This is a genomic window from Rhodohalobacter sp. 8-1 (assembly GCF_038150125.1).
Taxonomy (GTDB): Bacteria; Bacteroidota; Rhodothermia; order Balneolales; family Balneolaceae; genus SW132.
In genome coordinates this window covers 67,580-82,685 of sequence record NZ_JBBVMF010000007.1, presented here as the reverse complement: position 1 = coordinate 82,685, position 15,106 = coordinate 67,580, and the positions used below count along the sequence as shown (strand labels likewise).

9 protein-coding genes are annotated in these 15,106 nt (G+C 47.4%); 6 read left to right on the top strand and 3 right to left on the bottom strand.

Features of this window, described 5'->3' with window-relative positions:
* Nucleotides 1-361 precede the first annotated feature (361 nt).
* The 6 genes from AABW11_RS09005 to AABW11_RS08980 all read left to right on the top strand — a co-directional run bounded on the left by AABW11_RS09005 (nucleotide 362) and on the right by AABW11_RS08980 (nucleotide 8,246).
* Nucleotides 362-1,678 (top strand): Gfo/Idh/MocA family protein, encoded by a 1,317-nt coding sequence (locus AABW11_RS09005; RefSeq protein WP_340104745.1) that lies wholly within the window; start codon nucleotides 362-364, stop codon nucleotides 1,676-1,678.
* Nucleotides 1,679-1,738: 60 nt separating this feature from the next.
* Nucleotides 1,739-2,542, top strand: a complete 804-nt coding sequence (locus AABW11_RS09000) for a 3-keto-disaccharide hydrolase (RefSeq protein WP_340104744.1) — start codon at nucleotides 1,739-1,741, stop codon at nucleotides 2,540-2,542.
* A gap of 254 nt (nucleotides 2,543-2,796) precedes the next feature.
* Complete coding sequence (locus tag AABW11_RS08995) at nucleotides 2,797-4,269, top strand: sulfatase family protein (protein ID WP_340104743.1); 1,473 nt, start codon at nucleotides 2,797-2,799, stop codon at nucleotides 4,267-4,269.
* Nucleotides 4,270-4,329: 60 nt separating this feature from the next.
* A complete protein-coding gene (locus tag AABW11_RS08990; RefSeq protein WP_340104742.1) occupies nucleotides 4,330-4,836 on the top strand; it encodes an ankyrin repeat domain-containing protein in 507 nt (168 codons plus the stop codon).
* A gap of 6 nt (nucleotides 4,837-4,842) precedes the next feature.
* Nucleotides 4,843-7,131 carry a tetratricopeptide repeat protein gene (locus AABW11_RS08985; RefSeq protein ID WP_340104741.1) on the top strand — a complete coding sequence of 763 codons (2,289 nt, stop codon included), beginning with the start codon at nucleotides 4,843-4,845 and terminating at the stop codon, nucleotides 7,129-7,131.
* A gap of 167 nt (nucleotides 7,132-7,298) precedes the next feature.
* A complete protein-coding gene (locus AABW11_RS08980) occupies nucleotides 7,299-8,246 on the top strand; it encodes a response regulator (protein WP_340104740.1) in 948 nt (315 codons plus the stop codon).
* Between the two features lie 187 nt (nucleotides 8,247-8,433).
* Here AABW11_RS08980 and AABW11_RS08975 read toward each other — a convergent pair whose 3' ends face one another.
* The 3 genes from AABW11_RS08975 to AABW11_RS08965 form a co-directional block, all read right to left on the bottom strand.
* Entirely contained in the window at nucleotides 8,434-10,386 is a 1,953-nt protein-coding gene (locus tag AABW11_RS08975) for a heavy metal translocating P-type ATPase (protein ID WP_340104739.1), read from the bottom strand.
* 88 nt (nucleotides 10,387-10,474) lie between these two features.
* On the bottom strand, nucleotides 10,475-10,888 hold the full coding sequence (locus AABW11_RS08970; RefSeq protein ID WP_340104738.1) for a Fur family transcriptional regulator: 414 nt from the start codon (nucleotides 10,886-10,888) through the stop codon (nucleotides 10,475-10,477).
* A gap of 91 nt (nucleotides 10,889-10,979) precedes the next feature.
* Nucleotides 10,980-14,924, bottom strand: a complete 3,945-nt coding sequence (locus tag AABW11_RS08965; RefSeq protein WP_340104737.1) for a hydantoinase B/oxoprolinase family protein — start codon at nucleotides 14,922-14,924, stop codon at nucleotides 10,980-10,982.
* Nucleotides 14,925-15,106: the final 182 nt, after the last annotated feature.

Sequence of the window (15,106 nt, the reverse complement as noted above, 5' to 3'; positions counted from 1 at the left end):
ATTGAAACTGCGAAGATCAAAAAACCCCAGTCGTCGGTTTATGGATGGATGTGAAAACCAGGAAGCCGCCGCTTCCGGATATACATTTCGGGCTTTTGAGTGATTGGCTGATAGACTCAATTTGTGAGTTCTGAATAACAATTGCTTGCACTTTATATGCACCCGAAGCGATAATGACAGGCTTTGAGCAGCCATAACCATAGGAAGAGATCAGCCTAGCATTTGTGTGTTTATAAGGTTATACAATAAATGGAAGAAGCTGCAAATCAATTGGATAAAACCGCTTTCATCCTTAAAAAAAATCATTTATAGTTAAGGACTCAACAATAGCATCATCGTTCGCTAAGAAAACCTTGCTACTATGACCAAATATACACGACGCCAATTTATCAGAACTACAAGTTCGGCTCTGGCAGCGGCATCAGTTGCGCCCTTTTCAAGCCTCAAAAATTTCACCGTTGCTCCGTCAGACACTGTAAATATAGCCCTTATCGGATGCCGATCGATGGGTTTTGGTGACTTGACAAATGCACTAAATGTTGAAGGTGTTAACTGTATTGGTTTATGTGATGTTGACCAAAATATTTTGGAGAATCGATCTGCGGATGTTGAACAGATGACTGGAGAAACGCCGGAGCTTTATAGTGATTATCGAAAATTACTCGAAAACGATGACCTTGATGCCGTGATTGTTGGAACCCCAGATCACTGGCACTGCCTGCAGACAGTTCACGCCCTTGAAGCAGGAAAACATGTTTACGTTGAAAAACCGCTGGCCAATTCTATTGCAGAAATCAACGTAATGAAGAAAGCGGCAAACTATTATGGTCATGTGGTTCAGGTTGGCCAGCAGCAGCGAAGCGGTGCTCATTGGCAACGTGTAGTTGATCTTGTTCAGTCCGGACATCTCGGAAAAATCCGACAGGTAGATCTTTGGGGAAATTTTGGGTATGGAATAGGTGCTGATCCTGTGGAGAACAGTCCCGTGCCTGAAGGAGTGGATTACAACATGTGGTTAGGACCCGCACCAAACCGTGCTTTCAACCAAAATCATTTCCACGGTTCATGGAGATTTTTCTGGCCTTATGGCGGCGGGGTGCAGACCGACTGGGGTGTTCACCTGCTGGATATTGCACTCTGGGCAATGGAGGTCGAGGGAATGCCAAACTCGATTCACTCTATTGGCGGCATTTTTTCAGGAATGGACCGAGCGATTGAAGTGACTGATACACAGACTACTACCTATGCATTTGATGACTTTAATATGGAATGGAAGCATACCGGCGGACTTGAAATAGGGCCCTATAATCGCCATTATGGAATTGCATTTATAGGGAATAAAGGCACACTTGTAGTGAATCGTGAGAGCTGGGAAATTATCCCGGTTGAAGGAGAAGATGACCGACCGCTTGTTGAAAGGATTTCAGAAGAAGGAGATTCCTCTTATCATGATGTTCACGCCAATAATTTCATTGAAAGTATTCGCGGAAATGAAACGGCAGCGGCTCCTATTGAGGCAGGTCACTTAGCGGCCATGTACGCTCACCTGGGGAATCTTTCGTACCTCACAGGGGATACACTGAAGTGGTACAGCACGGGCGAATTGGTTGATGAGCATGAATATTCGGATATTATCAAACCGGACTACAGAAATCCGTGGACGTTTCCAAGCATTTGAATCAATTATAAATTGAACATCAAAAGCCACTCAATTATAAATTAAAGTGCAAATCATTCAATGAATACTATACTAAATCCCAAACTTGCTTCTCTTATTGCTTTACTTCTTTTATTCGGAACCGTAACAGTATCCTGTGCCCAAAATCAGGATATGGAACCGGAAGACACTGAATTTTATGAACCTGAAGTGCCCGTAATTGATTCGGGTGACAACATCTTTTTCGATGCTCCATCGGATGCTATAATCCTTTTTGATGGCACCGACACCAATCGTTGGCAATCTTTTGACGGCGGTGATGTTGGTTGGGAAATTGAGGAAGATGGTGCTTTGACTGTAGTGCCCGGAACAGGCGGAATAGAAACCAAAGAATCATTCGGTGATGTGCAGCTCAATATTGAATGGAGATCACCGATGAATATGGAACATGAAGGTCAGGACCGCGGCAATAGTGGTATCTTCCTGCAAAGCCGGTATGAACTCCAGGTATTGGATGCCTATCAAAATCCAACATACGTTAACGGGATGGCCGGCAGCATTTATAAGCAAACATCCCCATTGGTTAATCCAACAAAAAAACCGGGAGAGTGGGAATCCTACAACATCTCTTACAAAGCACCAAGATTTAACGACGACGGATCACTGAAAGAACCGGCGAGAATTACGGTTATATGGAATGGAGTGGTTGTGCAAAATAACACCGAGATCTACGGTCATACTCCATATATCGGTTACCCGGAATATGAAGCGCACGGAAAAGCTCCCCTTCAGTTGCAAGATCACAACTCGAAAGTGAGTTTCCGAAACATCTGGATCCGTCCGCTTGATAACGATCAATTCAGTATTAAAGAGCATATGGAATAACTGTTTGAATGAAAATGCCCGGTAATTAACGTTAATACCGTCATGCTTAATTATGCGCCAGGCATGCCTCTGGATATTCAGTGCGGTTTCCGCCTGCTGACTGATCCCCAAAACTGCAAAAGGCTACTTTGCCGGGATTACCAGCTGCAAAAGCAGGAAAATCTGACATTCTAAGTCCATGAAATTCTGGAGAATTATCCGGATTAATTCCTTCATTATTGTCTCCCTGTTAAAAACAATAAACTAACTTAGATATGAAACAAATTTCGATATTCTCATTTCTCATCTCTCTTTTGCTGATATGCAGTACTCTTAGCTTTGCTCAACAGCAACCTAAAAACGTAATCTTTATCCTGGCAGATGATCACCGATACGATTACATGAGCTTCCATCCCAATAGTCCCGATTTTTTGGAAACACCGGCGATGGACCGCATGGCTGAGGAAGGGGCGCATCTTGCCAATGCATTTGTAAGCACATCGCTCTGTTCGCCAAGCCGGGCGTCAATCCTTACGGGACAATATCCGTTTCGCCACGGTGTTGTCGACAATCACAACATCATGCCTGAAGGTACAGCCATGATTGGTGAGTCTCTTCAACAAGCCGGCTACCAAACGGGCTACTTTGGAAAATGGCATATCGGTGGTGATCACGACAATCCCAAACCGGGTTTTGACCGATGGGTTAGTTTCCGGGGACAGGGTGTTTATTATAACCCCACCTTAAATATTGATGGTGAACGGGATGATTATGAGGGATACATCACAGATATCCTGACCGACTACACCATTGACTGGTTGGATGAGATTGACCGCGATCAACCGTTTTTTGCCTATCTCTCACACAAGGCTGTTCATGCTGAATTTGAACCCTCTCAGCGGCATGAAGGAGAGTACGCCGATGCGTATATCCCGCAACCTCAGTCGATGAAAAATATTGAAAGCAACTACGAAGGAAAACCCGATTGGGTTCGAGAACAACGTTATAGCTGGCACGGTGTGGACTATATGTACCACAACCGGGATGATCACCCCAAACATCTCGATGAGATTATTACACGTTACAGCGAGTCGCTTCTGGCTGTAGATGAAAGCGTTGCCCGTGTAATAGAGTACCTGGAAAATGAAGGACTGGCTGAGGAAACACTTGTCATCTATATGGGCGACAATGGCTTTATGCTTGGCGAGCACGGGCTCATTGATAAACGACAGGCATACGAGGAATCGATGCGGGTGCCGATGCTGGCTTGGGCACCGGGGATGATTGAACCGGGAACCGTGATAGAAGAAAACGTAATGAACATTGATATGAGTCCAACCTGGCTGGATCTTGCCGGAGGCTCCATGCCTGAGGATCATGCGTTAGATGGCCAATCCTTCCTGCCGTTATTAAGGGGTGAGCAGATTGATGACTGGCGATCAACTTTTGTGTACCAATACTTCTGGGAACACTCTTTTCCTCATACACCCACTACCTATGCGATTCGGGGTGACCGTTATAAATATATCTACTACCACGGAGTATGGGATAAGAATGAACTTTACGATTTGGAGACCGATCCAAATGAAATGCACAATTTGATCGATGTTCCTGAACACCAGGAACGGGTACAACAGATGAGGCAGGAAATGTTTGATACATTCGAAAAAGCCGACGCCACCGATGTGCGGTTTCGCCGACCGTCTCAATTCAGTGCTGACGAAAAGAAAATTCACGTGAAGCAGTAGCTTGGGAGATTCAAAAGCATTTTACATAATTATATCCTGCCAATTCGCAAGTTGCCCTGCATGACATCACGAATTGGAGTGAGTTTCGGATTAGTTAAAAGAAGCTGTTATTTACATAGTTCAGCACTTAGCGGTGATCTGCAGACTGTAAATGCATCCATCTGGCAAGGTATCTCTTTGGATGAGGCCAATGAATTGGGACGTACAGCACTGATGTTTGCCGCTTTCAATGGACTTAATGAAGTGATTAATTTACTGATTGAAAACTGTGCAGAGCTAAATTTGGAAAATGATCAAGGCCGCACGCATCTTATGTTCACCACGAGCGGCCCTTTTCCAGAGACAATTTCTCAGCTGCTCGTAAATGGTGCGGATGTCAACTGTTCTGATTCAGTGGAGGAGTGGACACCGCTGATGTACGCTGCAGCAGAGGGAAATCTGAAAATAATTGAGCTTTTACTTGAATACGGAGCAGATGCTTCGCTGGAAGATAAAGATGGAGATAGAGCTATTGACTTTGCTTCCGGTAGTGATCACACGAATATGGAAACAAGACGTGAGCAGTAGAAAAGTATGAAGAAGTATACTCTTGATATGTCCGTGTTTTTTTCACCATCACTCAGATTGATTGGCATTCTGCTTCTTTTCTTCTGTTTCTGTATCGTTTTTAGTTGCAAACAAGAAAATGATAAGGCTGAAACTACAGTGACAAATTCCGATGGTATCCCGCCCAATCACCGGTTTGTCGGCGATCAAACCTGCCAATCGTGCCACGGGCAAGAGTGGGACGCATGGAAAGGGTCACATCACGATTATGCCATCGGGGAAGCAGATGACGAACATGTACGCGGAGATTTTGAGGACGCAGAATTTTCGCAGGGAGAAAATAGCTATCGTTTTTATAGAGACGGCCAAAACTACATGGTGGATGCCACTGAGCAGGGAGAATCTGAAACCTATACAATTGACTACACCTTCGGCTGGGAACCGCTTCAGCAGTACCTGATTAATATTGGGGACGGCAAAATACAGGCGCTGCATATTGCCTGGGATACGGAGGAAAACCGATGGTTTTCCCTGCAGCCTGATGAAGAGTATGACTCTGATGACTGGATGCACTGGACAGGGGGTTCCATGAACTGGAACACAATGTGCGCGGACTGCCATTCGACCAACCTGAAACAGAATTATATCGCCGAGGCCGATTCGTTTCACACCAGCTGGGACGTCATCGATGTAAGCTGCGAGGCGTGCCACGGGCCGGGCGGCGATCACGTAGAGTTTGTCAGGAGTCCGGCGGGAGAAGAGGCCTCTGAGGAACGTATCCGGGAAGATCTGACCCTGACGAGCACATCTTCACAGATCGAGGAGATCAATACGTGCGCCCCGTGCCATTCGCTTCGACAAAAACTCACCGATGATTATATCCATGGGGATCCCTACCTGGATCATTTTGATCCATCTCTTCCTCACCCGAATACTCACTTTGCTGATGGGCAGATCCTTGAAGAGGTATATGTGTTTGCATCCTTCCTGCAGAGTAAAATGTATACTGAAGGCGTAACGTGCAGCGACTGCCACGACCCGCACAGCCAGCAGCTGCGCCAGCCGCTGACCAATAACCAGCTGTGCATGAGCTGCCACGAGCCTGAGTATAATACTGCCGACCATCATTTTCATGAGCCCAATACTGAATCTTCCCAATGCATTAATTGCCATATGACCGGGCGAACTTATATGGAAAACGACTACCGCCGTGATCACAGCTTTCGGGTGCCGCGTCCGGATCAAAGCAGCCAATTCGGCACGCCCAATGCCTGTAATGACTGCCACACCGACCGATCGGCGGAGTGGGCAGCAGATGCTGTTGAAACGTGGTATGGCCCCGACCGCCCCGATCATTTTTCAGACGCATTATTGAAAGCCGACGCAGAGCAGCGGTCGGATAACAAAGGCCTGCGGGAGTTAATCGAAGATACCTCAGAACCGGAGATCATTCGCGCGACAGCTGTCTGGTATGTGGGGCGCTATCCGGATGAAGATGCTGTTGACATTCTGCGCGATGCGATAAAATCCGACTCTCCAATGGTTCGCACCACAGCTGCCAAAGCAATGGAGGCGTTACCATCTGATAGCCGACTTACACTGCTGGAACATGCACTATCCGATAGTGTTCGCTCGGTGAGGCTTTCGGCTGCTCAGCAACTAGCGGGGTTTGCTCTGCATGACGTAGCTGAAGGCAGCCGGGATCATTTTGAGAACGCCATGCAGGAGTACAGAGCCTACCTGGATGTAAACCAGTATTTTCCACAGGGCCTGATGAACAGAGGACAGTTTTTTGAAAAACAAGGGCAGACAGACCAGGCGATAGCTGCTTATCGGAAAGCTCTGCAAAGAGATCCCTATTTTAATCCTGCGCGTATCAATCTGGCATATTTGCTCAACGCTGAGGGTAAAAATGAAGAGGCAGAGGAACTGCTTCGAACTGTCATTGACCAAGAGCCCCGGTTTGGAGATGCCTATTATTCCCTGGCCCTGTTGCTTGCTGAAGAAAACCGGATGAACGAAGCTGTTGATTATTTTGAGCAGGCGGCGGAGTTGCTAACCGGCAACGCCCGTGTTTTTTATAATCTTGCAATTGCTCATCAAACGATGGGGAATCCACAGCAAGCTGAAGCGGCATACAAACGGGCGATAGAACTGGAGCCGGAAAACGGTGATTTTCGGTACGGATTGACGACCTTATATCTGCAAGAAGGACGAAACCAAATGGCGCTTAAACAGGCCCAGGAGTTGAGCAGGATCTATCCGAACAATCCACAGGTTCAGCAATTATTGAAGGTTGTGCAATCACGGTTATGACAGCTTTTTGTTAAAACTTGAGTTAGACTCAAAAATTAGAATAAATAGCTAACGCACTTCACTAATATTTACAATTGAACTCAGGTTTACAGTTAATCAATTTCTCCAACGTGCCGATAATTTAGTTATACTCACGTGATTAGATTTTAAACTACAGCCACCCAGTTATGAAGAAACCAACTCTGCTCATCGTTGATGATGAACCAACGATACATATTATTCTGAAAGCGCTTCTGGGCAAACAATATGACCTCCGGTTTGCTTCTGATGCACAGGAAGCAATAGATATACTTGCTGTGGAGTCAGTATATCTACTGATTCTTGATATCCAGATGCCGGATCTTTCAGGTCTGGAACTGTTAGAATCGCTTATGCTTGATTCCGCTTATCGTGAGATTCCGGTTATCATCTTTACAGGAAAAGTGACCGAAGAAAGGGAAAAGAAAGCACTGATGCTTGGTGCAGCTACTTTCATCAGCAAAGACGCACTTTTAACCGATATGGGAAAAGAGAACCTGCAAAAGCATATCAGACGCCATGTTGGAAGAACTATAATTTCCACCCCTCAGAAAACAGATCATAGAAGAAAAAGTATAGAAATCATTAAGGAGCTGGTTTTTGATGCAGGAAAAAATGATTTTTTCTTCTCTGCACGTCGACTTGGGGCCAATATAAAGCGACATTTTGGTATCGATTATATTTCATTTTGGTCCATTGAAAATGAACGGCCCAATCTGCTTATGTATCTGGGCGGTCGCCAGCCCGATGACTTCGGGCCGGATGACATCAAGACTGAACACGCTTACAACGTGCTGACTCAGGAGAAAAAAGCTTACCTCACAAATAATTCCGGATCAGGGAAAAGTGGAATTTTTTCTGCTACTGCGATGGCAGAAGGATTGAGTTCTGAAATTGGAATTCCTTTGTTCAAAATAACACGCAAAGAGCTCACGAAAAATACGATGAGAATTCCTGAAGATACACCTGTATATGGATTTGTCATTCTCAAGCGTCAGCGTGTGTTTACAACAAAAGATTTTAAAATTATAAACAAAACCGTGCAGTATTGTGGATCACTGCTATGGGGTCTTTTCCAGGGTCTTTATGTGAAGTGATTTTCAATGGTAAACACTAATTTTCTCCCAAAACGGGGCAACAGCATTTGAGAGGTAGAAGTATTAACTCTTCCCTTGCCCCGTAAGGAATCCCTGCGGAAAGGGGAGTCCACGCTATGGCGTGGGAGGGGTGTTTAGTGAGCCAATCAAAGCCCTATAAACTCTCAAAAGCAGTGATTTCCATAACTCAATCAAAATCCATCTTCTGAATCCTTACCGCATTTAAAACAGCAAGCAGCGTTACGCCCACATCAGCAAATACCGCTTCCCAAAGAGTTGCCATGCCGGCCGCACCCAATAAAAGCACCAGTGCTTTGACGCCTAAAGCAAGGCCAATATTTTGCCAGACAATAGTTCGGGTTGCCTTCGAAATACGGATAGATGTCGCAATTTTTGATGGCTGGTCGGTTTGAATGACCACATCGGCCGTTTCAATGGCTACATCACTTCCCATTGCTCCCATCGCAATTCCCACATCGCTCAGAGCCAGCACAGGCGCATCGTTAATTCCATCTCCCGCATACGCTGTTACACCGGGATATCTCTGCTTAATCTTATCCAGTTTGTTCGCTTTTTCATCCGGCAACAGATCGCCAAATACCTCATCAATCCCGATATCTTTACCCACTTCATCCGCAATCGATTTCCGGTCTCCGCTCAACATTATCGTCCGCTCAACGCCAAGTTTTTTTAGCTGTTTGATGGCGTCTGCAGCATCGGCTTTCAACCGATCAGACAGAGTTATTGTCCCCGCATGCTTACCATCAACAGCAAAGTAGACCACTGAACGGTCTGACCGCCCATTTTTTGCGTGACCATTCAAATCTATATTTTCCCGTCTCATCAGCTTTTCAGACCCGATAATGACAGGTTTACCGTCGGCAATTGCTTTCACACCAAACCCGGGCAGTTCCTGCTGATCAGTTACTTTCGGCTGAAGAATTGTCTCCTTCCCAATATGTTCTGTTATCGCTTTAGCAACCGGATGCGTAGAAGAGGTCTCAACTGCGTTTAGGAGTGAAATCATCTGGTCCTGGTTATTACTTATGAAATCGATATCCTGCACAGAATATCGTCCTTCCGTAAGCGTGCCCGTCTTATCAAAAACGACCGTTTTAACCGACGTCAGCGCATCCAGAAAGTTCGAGCCTTTTACCAAAATCCCGTTTTTGGATGACGCTCCAATTCCACCGAAATAGCCGAGCGGAATCGAAATCATGAGAGCGCACGGACATGAAATAACCAGGAAAACAAGGCCGCGATACAGCCACTCATCAAAAACGTAGGGAGTTACAAATATGGCAGGAAGTGCAACCAGCAGCGCAGCCAATCCCACAACTGCCGGCGTGTAGATTTTTGCAAAGCGCCTGATAAACAGCTCCGTCTCAGCCTTTCGGGATGATGCGTCTTCGACAAGCTGGAGAATTCTGGAAATCGAGCTGTTCTCGTACGACTTGGTAACCTCCAGCTCCACTACCTGGTTTTGGTTCACCATGCCGCTGAGTACGGTCTCCCCTTCTGAAAAATAGCGCGGCGTACTCTCACCAGTCAGGGCAGATGTATCAAAGCCACCACCTTCTGATATCAGTTCCCCATCAAGCGGAACGCGTTCACCCGGCCTGACCCGAATCTGTTCTCCAACAGAAATTGATTTGGGATGGACTGTCGTCACCTGTCCGTCGCGAAGCAGGTGAGCAGTCTCGGGACGGACATCCAACAGCGACCTGATATTTGCCCTGGCTTTTTGTACCGCGCGCTGCTGAAAGAGTTCACCCACTGAATAGAAGAGCATAACGGCCACACCCTCAGCATATTCGCCGATGAAGAACGCCCCGACCGTAGCAATTCCCATCAAAAAGAATTCAGTAAACAGACTGCCGTTTAAGGCGTTTTTGAGCCCCTGTTGAAGTACCGGTAGCCCAACGGGCATGTAGGCGACGAGATACCAGATCAGCTTAGCGGGGCCTGAAAACCAGCCGGCCTGCAGCAAGTGCTCTATTGAGAGACCGCCCAAAAGAAGCAGCCCGCTAAGAATTGGCGCCCAATACTCTGTAAGATATGACGACGATTCGGAGGTCTTTTGCGGCGAACATGAACCGCACGAGTCGCAGCAGGCTTCATCAGTAACATTTTCAGACATACTAAATTCGGATGTACGGATTTCTATTTCCAGATTCTTTCAGAAAAGTATGGATTTACCTCGTGCAACCGTATTGCAAAGATTAGCTTCAACAGTCGGGGCAGCGTCCGGTAATCACGAAGTTGCCGTATGATGGCTGAAATGCATCGGGTAAATTAATATTCGGAATAGACAGATTTTGGAAACAGAATGTATTCTCGCAGGATGTGCAATAGAAATGGGCGTGCATGTCATCAGGATAAGAGCAGGTACAATTCTCTGCGCAAAGTCCATATTTTGTGCTTCCGCTCTCATCATATATTTGATGAACAACGCCATGCTCCTGGAATGTTTTCAGTGTGCGGTAAAGCGTTGTCCTGTCAGAGTTAGAAAAGTGTTGTTCAAGATCGGCAAGGCTGACCGCCGCTTTTCTTTCGGAGAGATAGTTAAGAACCCTCAATCGCATGGCCGTTGGCTGTATGCGTCTGGATTCAAGCCTTTGTTCTGCTGTGTCCGTTTCCATGTTTTACTTTGATCTAAATTCAGATAAAAATACTACGCCTTCCGTTTTATTATCAACAGTCTTTTAAGGGGTTTGTTGCAATCTGTCACGACTATTGTTCACCATACCCTCCGCCACCCGGTGTATGCAGGACAAACCGGTCTCCGTTATTTAAATCGGCTCCGTCTCTCCACTTCAATTCGGTTTGTGAGCCATCTTTTGATTCAATCCACTGTTTACCGGTTTGGCCATTTTTACCCCCATTCAAACCATACGGTTCAACCACTCGATGCTGTGCTAAAACGGACAGGCTGACCGGTTCAAGAAACGTCATTTCACGAACAAGACCGTCTCCACCATTCCACTTGCCTTTTCCGCCTGAATTTTTTCGGATTGAATACCTGTCCAGCCGAACCGGATAGCGGTGTTCCAGAACTTCGGGATCGGTTGCGCGGGTATTTGTCATATGTTGATGGATGGCATCAGAACCGTGAAATCTATCCCCCGCACCGGTTCCGCCCCCAACCGTTTCATAGTAGCCAAATGATTCATTGCCGAAGAGTACATTGTTCATCGTCCCGTAGCTGCAGGCAGAAAGCCCGAACGCTTTCAGCAGTGTATCCGCCAGCCGCTGACTCGTTTCGATATTGCCGCCAACCACCGCCGGACAGTCGGAGGGATCATCCGTAAAATTGGGGTTCAGCATGCCATTCGGTATGATAAGCTTCACCGGATCCAGCAGTCCATCGTTGAGCGGCAGCGGTTCGTCCACCATCAGCCGAAGCACATACATCACCACGCTGCTCACGATCGACGGATTAGCGTTCAGGTTCCCGGAATGGACTCCGGATGTTCCCGTAAAATCAATGCTGACCGAGTCTTCTTTTACCTCGCATGACACCACAAGTTTTGATCCGTCATCCATCTCTTCTTCGGCATGATATGATCCATCACGCAGTTTTTTGAGCGTTGATCGCATCCGTCCGGCTGCATACTTTTTCAGCTTGTCCATATAACGTGTTACTTCAGAAACTTCAAATTGAGTCGCAATTTTCCTGAGCTCCTCCGCTCCCCGATGATTCGCCGCAACGGCTGCCTGCAAATCGGCCATATTTTCATGAATAGATCGGCTTGGCCAGCGGCTGTTTTGAAGCAGGTTTTTGATGGGGTCCCAGTCGAACTCACCGCCCCTGGCAATGAACGTGGGCGGGATCACCACGCCCTCCTCTGCCAGGTTGTTGGCATCCGGGGGCATCGATCCCGGCCGTTTCCCACCCATCTCGGCATGATGAGCCCGGCTGGCGGCAAACCCGATACGCTTGCCATTAAAGAAGATTGGCGTTACCACGGTCACATCCGGCAGGTGCGATCCGCCATAACCAGGGTGATTGGTGGCGATGATGTCGCCTTCTTTGAATTCGTTTTCCTCACCGAGACCCGTCAGGTTTTGAAAACCTGACGGGTCTTTTTTTAGTGCCTTAATCAGCGTCCTAACACACGTTCCCATCGCCCCGAGATGAACGGGAATATGCGGAGCATTTACCACGAGATAACCATCTGCATCGAGCAGTGCGCAGGAAAAATCCAGCCGCTCTTTCACATTGACTGACATTGCCGTTTTCCGAAGCATTTCCCCCATTTGATCCGCCACGGATCGGAATCGGTTCGTGTAGAGCTGCAGGTTGACGGCTTCGGAGCGTTGGTCAGACTTTAGACCTGTCAGGTTTCTAAAACCTGACAGGTCTTTCAATACCCACGTCCCATCATCAAGCAATGTTCCCTTCCACCCCTCTTCAATAACAGTCGTACTGTACGGATCCAAAATCAGCGCCGGGCCGGTGAGTTTCGTGCCGGATTTGAGTTCATGTCTCGAATAAATCTCTTGAAAAGGTGTAGAAAAAGAGATCTCTCCTTGAGGAGCGAGGTCGAGAGGTGTTATTTCAGATTCCGCGGACACTCCCCTGCCTGGCGTCACATTCGCTCCTTCGGATTGCCCCCCCTCAATGGGAGATCTTTCTGAAGCCTTCACCCGAATTGCCTCCACTTCAATTTCGCGATCCTCAATCCAATGGCCGTACTGATCTTCATATGCTTTTCTGAAGTTATCTTCGATTGTCCCGGTTTTGGAAAAATCAATTTCAAGCGAGGAATCCTGTCCTTTTAACCGCAGAAAGAGATTTTGCCTCGTAATTTCAATACTGTTTTCAGAAACACCCTGATTCTCTAATTCCTCCATGGCTTTTGCTTTTAGTTCATCAAACCAGGCACCAAGCTCCGATTCAACCTCATCTAACTGTTTCAGCACCTGCTTTGTAGCAATCTGTTCGAGGCGAGCCTGCTGAAGTCCGTAGGCACTGAGCAGTCCCGCATCAGATGGAACCAGTACCTGTTCCATATTCAGCTTCGCCGCAATTGCGAGGGCATGCTGTGCGCCGGCCCCGCCAAAAGCCACCATTGCGTATTCAGAGGGATCAAACCCTTTCTGCAGCGAGATTTTTCGTATTGCCTGCGCCATCCGCTCATTGGCAATATCAAGGAATCCATCCAGTGCCTCTTCGCGGGACAATTTACCGGCCGCTTCCAGGATTTCATTCAAACGTTCTTCCGCCGCCTCAGGTACAATCGAAATATGGAAATTTGCCGGATGAAGCCGACCGCTCAACAGGTTTACATCCGTAATAGTCAGCGGGCCGCCGCGACCGTAGCACGCCGGGCCCGGATCAGCCCCTGCGCTTTCGGGTCCCACAATAAGACTTTGTCCATCAAAACCACAGATAGAACCACCGCCTGCAGCTACTGTTTCGATCTCGACCGCTGGTGCGGAGAGTGTTGCATCGCCAACAGAATGCTCGTACACATAATCGATTTCACCATCAAACCTTGCCACATCAGAGCTTGTTCCGCCCATATCGAAAGAAATGATCTTTTCAAAGCCTGTCAGGTTTTCAATGGCATCAGATCTGGTCTGAGAATTTCCCTGGCTGAAACCTGACAGGCTTTTTGCAACCCGCTTCCCAATCGCCGCAGCGCCAATTACACCACCAGCAGGCCCGCTTAGTAACCCATCCTTTGGCCGGTAATGCTCCGACTCCACCAAGGTGCCGCCACTGCTCATCACGCGGAAGGAGTGCCCATGAATAACGTCCGAAATTCTTGACAGATACCGTTCCATAATCGGCTCGAGATAAGCATTAACGTCTGTCGTTACAGCTCGGGGCACAATTTTTATTTCGGGACTAAGCTCAGCCGACCGTGAGATGAATTTCACACCCAGCTCCCGCAGAATCCCGGCCAACTGTATCTCATGCTCGTCATTTCGATAGCTGTTCATCAGACAAACACCCACCGACTCAATCTCGCCAAGAAATGGTTCGATTCGCTCTTTCAGAAGTTCTTTGTCCAGTGGTGTGATGACAGTCCCATCCGCATCAATCCGCTCCGGGACTTCCACAATATGACGGAAGAACGGTTTTGATTTTTGGATATCGAGTGCAAAAAGCTCGGGTCGCTGCTGATTCCTGATATGCAGCAGGTCACGATATCCCTGCGTGATCAAAAACAGCGTTTTCGCCCCGGCCCGCTCAAGCAGGGCGTTGGTTCCCTTGGTGGTCGACAGCCGCATTTGCATCGGCGGAAATTCCCCGTTCATTGGTGTTTTTGTTATGATACACGCTCCTAAAATCGGCGCCTCCTCCGGACTCCGAAGCTCAAACGCAAGCTCATCACCGTCCGCAAGATCTATATCACCATCCAGTGTCAGCGTTGATCGGCCGGCATCATACGCTTTGACGTTATAGGTTGACTCCGGTTCTTTAAGCAGCAGAAATTCAAATCCGGTAAAAAAGTCATCCGGCACTCTCTCATGTATCGAAATTTTGATTTCACAGGGCTTTTCTGCCGGAGATGCCAGTCCACGCAGCGAACTGCTGCTCAGAACTTTACACCGGTGCTCCCCGCCATCAGGGGCAAACGCCAGGCAGTCAGTAAAGGTGCCGCCCGTGTCGATGTAAAGTTTCCATGGGCTGGTACCTGCAGAAGCTGAATCGTGGGTATTCATGGGGCCTGTATATCTAAAGTCTTCAAGTGATGATCAAAGATACAGAACAAAACATTAACTCAAATCTGATTCAGATACTGGAAGGAACCCAGCTCTAAGCTAACGCTGTACGCTTTGAATTCTGAGAGGTTGTGCAAAAAGGATGTCATCCCGTACTTTCCAAATGGGATCCCGGGGGATAC

Excerpts from the sequence above, each read along its gene's own strand:
- AABW11_RS09005 (WP_340104745.1), top strand. The coding sequence starts at position 362 with ATGACCAAATATACACGACGCCAATTTATCAGAACTACAAGTTCGGCT.
- AABW11_RS09000 (WP_340104744.1), top strand. The coding sequence starts at position 1,739 with ATGAATACTATACTAAATCCCAAACTTGCTTCTCTTATTGCTTTACTT.
- AABW11_RS08995 (WP_340104743.1), top strand. The coding sequence starts at position 2,797 with ATGAAACAAATTTCGATATTCTCATTTCTCATCTCTCTTTTGCTGATA.
- AABW11_RS08990 (WP_340104742.1), top strand. The coding sequence starts at position 4,330 with ATGACATCACGAATTGGAGTGAGTTTCGGATTAGTTAAAAGAAGCTGT.
- AABW11_RS08985 (WP_340104741.1), top strand. The coding sequence starts at position 4,843 with ATGAAGAAGTATACTCTTGATATGTCCGTGTTTTTTTCACCATCACTC.
- AABW11_RS08980 (WP_340104740.1), top strand. The coding sequence starts at position 7,299 with ATGAAGAAACCAACTCTGCTCATCGTTGATGATGAACCAACGATACAT.
- AABW11_RS08975 (WP_340104739.1), bottom strand. The coding sequence starts at position 10,386 with ATGTCTGAAAATGTTACTGATGAAGCCTGCTGCGACTCGTGCGGTTCA.
- AABW11_RS08970 (WP_340104738.1), bottom strand. The coding sequence starts at position 10,888 with ATGGAAACGGACACAGCAGAACAAAGGCTTGAATCCAGACGCATACAG.
- AABW11_RS08965 (WP_340104737.1), bottom strand. The coding sequence starts at position 14,924 with ATGAATACCCACGATTCAGCTTCTGCAGGTACCAGCCCATGGAAACTT.